Here is a 5,316-nt window from a genome sequence, read left to right as displayed (position 1 = left end):
CTCTGCTAACTGCCGCCTCTGGCATCAGTTGCGGCATTGCTTTACAATTAGGATTCTGGACACCGTTACTGATTGCTGCTGCTGCAATCACCGGCGTTCCCGTAATTGGAGTAATGGTCTGGCTTCCCATCAAGCGATCGCCTGATGGAGTATGAGAAAGGCGATCGCATTTTTAAACATCACTAACTAACCTTAATTAAGAAACAGGGATACCTAACGATAGAGCTTAACCAGTCCTCTCCTTATCACTGAGTCCGTGGGGTAAGGTTTATGATGGAGATTGGCTAGTCATAGGGGATGGGTCGCCGGATCAGATGATCTATCAGAAGCTCTATTACCGCTTCCGTAAGCTTTTTAACGACTAAAATAGCAGTTTCTTTCAGCCATTCTTTTAAGCTTTCCTTGCTGGATAGAATTGCTTTTTGCTTTTGAGCGCTCTCTCGTAATAATAATTGTCTGACTTGTTCTTCTTCTGTTGTGGTTAAAGCCATAGATATCTACCTCCGTAACTCCTTGAATTTAACAAGCAAAATCATTGAAAGTTTTGGGACCTCCTCGAAACAGGATTGGTTTTCAAGAGTAAAGTTTGCGGTTGGGGTTGGCTATATTCGGAAGATGTGCTTTCTCCGATCTATGATTATCAGCTTTAGTGCCATCTTGGTAATCGGTTTAATTATCCAATCCCAAACTGACCTTTTAGATATATTATCAAAAGCTGTATTGCGGCTTCAGTAAGTCTTGGAAATAGCCACGTAGCAGTTTCTTTTAGCCATTCTTTAAAGCTTTGTTTGGTGGCTAGAATGGCTTCTTGCTCTTGAGCTTCCTCTCGTAATAATAATTGTCTGACTTTTTCTTCTTCTTCTGCGGTTAAAGCCATAGATATCAACCTCCTTCATGACCTGAATTTAACAAGAAAAATTCTTAAAACTTTTAGATCCTCCTCGGAATAGGATTGGTTTTTAAGAGTGCTGTAATTTCTTTAATCATTTCAATATCGTCCGGAAAATCTCGGGTATTGGCTTGCAAAATAAGTAAGACTATATCGCACTCAGGAATTATCGCTTCATAGATTTTTTTATACTCTCGATCTTCGGCTTCACTCCGGCCATATCCAGGTAAATCGACCACAGTTAAGGTTCCCCCTGTTGATAAGGTAAATTCTTTCGTCTGTGCTTTTGTCGTCCCAACAGTTGTGGGGCTTGTTTTTAATTGAGCATTAAACAAATTATTAATGGTTGTTGTTTTGCCAACACCAGATTTGCCAATCACAGCTACTTTTGGTGGATATTTAGTTTCTTGTTCTAGTTTATCTGAAATTAAATTGAAGTCTTCAAGAGACATAACTTTTTTCAGATCCTCTAGGTTTATTTTGTTAGAATCATGTTCTCCCTTTTCTCTCCGCTTTTTATCGACAGCCGCTTTAACATCTGAATCAGCTAATTCAAATGGATCGGCAGGGTCTACACTACCAATCTTAAATCCGGCATAACTATTTTGAATAATCTTCGTCAGTAAAGGTATCAATCTGTAACGCTTTAATGCCGAGTAATATTCTATATTTAATTCAGATATTTCAATTTCCTTGCTGAGGGTTCGTATAATATCTTCACACCGATTTTGTATTTGTTTTTCTGCCTCGTTGGTAGGACTATTTAAACGTTCATCCCACCCATCAGGAATCATTTCATCAACTTGATTTATACCTACAACAATCCTGGATTTTGGGGGCGGATTACTTTTTTTAGAAAAACTGCTAACTACCTTATCTAACATTTCTTTTATTTTTTCAAGCATAATGAATTAACTCCTTATTAAGATTCTTGCTTTTAATTTTTCTAGGCCCCATCCATAAAAAGATGTGTAGGGTACAATGTGATTTTTGTTGAATATTACTGATCCATTGATTGCTCCTTGGAAAATGTTATAAATATCATCAACTTTTTCTGGGATTAGCTTGATCTGGTCCTCTGAAGGTTCTGCTGTTGCAATTTGAAATGGCTTTTCCCCCTCATATACTCCCAGACAATCTATTTTGTTAAGGGCGACTATTAAAAATAAAGACTTTTTGAAAAAAGGTTTTAACTGCTTCAAAAAAATTTCATCCTGTTTGTAGGCCCTCGTATTAGCTTGAGTCACCCATACTAAAGAATCGGCTTTAGGGATCCATTTTTTGTAGTAAGCCATGTATTTTTTATCCCCAGCTAGACTCTCGCCAATTCCCGGTAGATCCACCACTCGTACTTGCTTATAGGGAAACCCCGAGTAACGAGAGGTATCTATATGGGCAACATGAGGCTTTTTAGTACAAGCCACAGCATGATCGGTGGCCCAGTTTAAGCGAAATAGGGCGTTGAGGGTGCTACTTTTGCCCACTCCGGTTTTGCCAAAAAATAAAACCGTTAGGGTGTCGTTTTTAACCCCGACTAAAGATTTTATCCATTCCATTGGATTAAGGATCTGACGAGGTGGGCTAAGGATCTGAGGATTTGTTTACGCATAAGACAACTGGAGAATTATAACGTCCTTACTTCATCCCAGAATTTAGAGGGTTGCTGTCCAGCTTATAAAATTGCTGTCCACTTAACTATAGTGCAACCCAATTTGTCTCCCGTCAACCTCTATGAGGTAGCATTTGGTGGCAAATTCCTGAATAGTTTCGCTTCTGATCGAGTGACAAAAAGTGATGTTTGGTGGCAAAGGTGGCAAAAGGTGTGATAAAGTAACTTCAATCCTTGGCTAAAATGATGCTATCAATTAATATTTATGGATATTCAAGAAGTTATAGAATGGACGGACGAGCAGGTTTTTGGTAAGACAGGCAAGCATCTCGACTCCCTGCAACGAACTATATTAGAGGGTACCTTGGAAAATCAAACATACAAGCAGGTTGCGGAGGATTTTCATTGTACGAAAGACCATGCTAAAAGAGTCGCTTCAGAACTATGGAAACTCCTATCCGATGTATTGGGCGAAAATGTTAAAAAATCGAATGTTAGAGCTTTTATAGAAAAAGCTAAATTTTCTCAGATTTCAAATTTTGTTTCTGATTATATACATATTGGGGGGAACATTAATTTTTGTAATGAACCTTGCCCCGATCGCAAAGCCAAAAAAGCCCCCAAAAACCGATCGCACTCCACAACCTCCAGCCAAAAACCCGAAAAACGCTATGACTTCACCGAAGCGCCGGAAATCATTCGTGTTGACAACCGTAGCAATGAACTAACGACCCTGAAACACTGGATACTCCACGACAAAATCCGCATTGTCAATCTCTTTGGGTTGCCGGGAATGGGCAAAACTGCCCTTGCTAGAGAACTGGTGGAACAGATTCAAGATAACTTTGACTGTATCCTCTGGCGCAACTGTAGCAATATTCTGACGCTACAATGCCTAAAAACTCAATTAATTGATTTTTTATCGGCAAATGGAGAAACCCAGCTTCCTTCTGTGATTGACTATTTGCGATCGCACTCCTGCCTAATTATCCTCGATGAACTTCAGGAACTCTTTGCCGATGGGCAATTAGCCGGAACTTATCTGCCTGAGTGCCAAGATTATGGCAAATTCTGGGAACAAATCGCCCGATCGCCTCACCAGAGTTGCTTCCTCCTCCTCACTTGGGAAACCCCGACAGAAATCGCCAGCTTAGAAAGAGAAAATCGTCACTGTCGTAGTTTAAAATTGCCAGGTTTGGGAGAATCGGCGCTAGAAATCTTGAACTCTAAAGGATTAACTGATACAGATAAATGGGGGGAACTCATCCAGATTTATGGCGGTAACCCTTCCTGGTTAAATATCATTGCTTCTACGATTCAAGATTTATTTGATGGCAGTGTCGATCGCTTCTTATCCTATCCCAGTCTCTTTCTTGGAGACTTAGAATCCAAATTGCAAGGGTATTATCAACGGTTGTCGGAGTCGGAAAAACTGGTGATTCGGTGGTTGGCGAACCAGGAAGCATCGGATATTTTTCAAAAACCGGCTGAGTTGGCATTGTCTGATGCTGAATTTTTGAAGGCGGTACAGTCTTTGAAGAAGCGAGGGTTAATTGAAAAAGTTACCGGGAATGGATTGTCTCTGTTTGCCGTTCAGGTTTTATTTAAAGCGTATTTGATAGGGGAACAGAACGACTGAAGTCGTTACTACGAACTGGGGAACAGAACGACTGAAGTCGTTACTACGAACTGGGGAACAGAACGACTGAAGGCGTTACTACGAACTGGGGAAAAGAACGACTGAAGGCGTTACTACGAACTGGGGAATAAAAAATCTAGCTTTTAAAGCTAGATTTTGAATTAGCCCGCGCAGGCCTGTGCTGAGTAAAGCCTGCCCTGAGCCCCGTCGAAGGGTCGAAGTGCGGGCTTTGTTCCTGTAGCCCCACCCTTTAGGGTGCGGGGCAATTTCTAAAAATCAAAGTAAATGTAAGGTAAGCCGCCTTCTGGGGCAAAAATCCAAACGGCGTACAAACAAAGGGGAACTAAGGCAATTTTAATTGGCCAGTTTAGCTGCAATTTCAATCCCCGATTCATGGCATAACTGAGGGTCATGAGTAGCCAAATTAAGACTAATAATAAGGTGACTTCAATGCGCTGTAAACCGAGGGTTTCTAAATAGACTTTTTCGGTGAATTGGATGTCTCCGGTATGTCCCCAGAAATGCTGCATCACCCATCCGGCTTCTCGGAGGTTGGGCAGGCGGAAAGGAATCCAGGCTAAAAAGACTAGGCTTTGAGTGAGAAACCAACCCAATAGAATACCTGGGATGCTTTTCCACCAGAGTTTTAACCAGTCAACTCGTTTTGAAAGTATATCGGTGAGGCGATGTACTGCTAAGGCGATGCCGTGGACTGCACCCCAGAGGATGAATCCCCAGGCGGCACCATGCCAAATTCCGGCGATTAACATGACAATGATCAGGTTGAGGGAGGTGCGGGCTAATCCGACTCGGGACCCTCCTAGGGGAAAGTATAGATAATTTCGCAGCCAATCTCCCAAGGTGATATGCCAGCGTCGCCAAAAGTCGGCGATGCTGGTACTGAAGTAGGGGAAGTTGAAGTTTTTGGGGAGGTTGAAGCCGAGGAGGATGGCGCTGCCTCGGGCGATATCGACGTAACCGCTAAAGTCTAGAAACAGTTGCAAGCCATAGGCTATGGTAGCCAACCAGAGGTCACCGCTGCCTGCGCGTTGGACGTTTTCAAAGCTGAGGGTGACGAAGATTCCCAGGCGATCGGCAACGACTCCTTTTTTGAATGCGCCACAGGCAATCAACCAGAGTCCCTCTACCCAGTCATGGGAGGAGGGAAAAATCAGGGTT

At 42.2% G+C, this 5,316-nt stretch carries 6 protein-coding genes; 1 reads left to right on the top strand and 5 read right to left on the bottom strand.

Annotated features, from left to right (window positions below; translation table 11 throughout):
• Window positions 1–284 precede the first annotated feature (284 nt).
• The 4 genes from J0895_RS07075 to J0895_RS25750 form a co-directional block, all read right to left on the bottom strand.
• A complete protein-coding gene (locus J0895_RS07075) occupies window positions 285–491 on the bottom strand; it encodes a hypothetical protein (protein WP_207087405.1) in 207 nt (68 codons plus the stop codon).
• Between the two features lie 182 nt (window positions 492–673).
• Window positions 674–877 carry a hypothetical protein gene (locus J0895_RS07070; protein WP_207087404.1) on the bottom strand — a complete coding sequence of 68 codons (204 nt, stop codon included), beginning with the start codon at window positions 875–877 and terminating at the stop codon, window positions 674–676.
• A 53-nt stretch (window positions 878–930) separates the two neighbouring features.
• Entirely contained in the window at window positions 931–1,794 is an 864-nt protein-coding gene (locus J0895_RS25755) for a GTPase (protein WP_242541120.1), read from the bottom strand.
• Between the two features lie 6 nt (window positions 1,795–1,800).
• Window positions 1,801–2,445: a GTPase family protein gene (locus tag J0895_RS25750; RefSeq protein ID WP_242541119.1), complete on the bottom strand. Its 645-nt coding sequence runs from the start codon at window positions 2,443–2,445 to the stop codon at window positions 1,801–1,803.
• Between the two features lie 318 nt (window positions 2,446–2,763).
• On the opposite strand from J0895_RS25750, the gene J0895_RS07060 reads away from it, so the two are divergent.
• Window positions 2,764–4,137: a helix-turn-helix domain-containing protein gene (locus J0895_RS07060; protein WP_207087403.1), complete on the top strand. Its 1,374-nt coding sequence runs from the start codon at window positions 2,764–2,766 to the stop codon at window positions 4,135–4,137.
• Window positions 4,138–4,406: 269 nt separating this feature from the next.
• Here J0895_RS07060 and J0895_RS07055 read toward each other — a convergent pair.
• On the bottom strand, window positions 4,407–5,316 hold a 910-nt coding region (locus J0895_RS07055; RefSeq protein WP_207087402.1), incomplete at its 5' end, for an MBOAT family O-acyltransferase.

It is taken from the genome of Phormidium pseudopriestleyi FRX01, assembly GCF_017313335.1.
In the GTDB taxonomy this organism is placed as follows: Bacteria; Cyanobacteriota; Cyanobacteriia; order Cyanobacteriales; family Laspinemataceae; genus Laspinema; species Laspinema pseudopriestleyi.
This window is presented reverse-complemented; position numbering and strand designations above follow the sequence as displayed.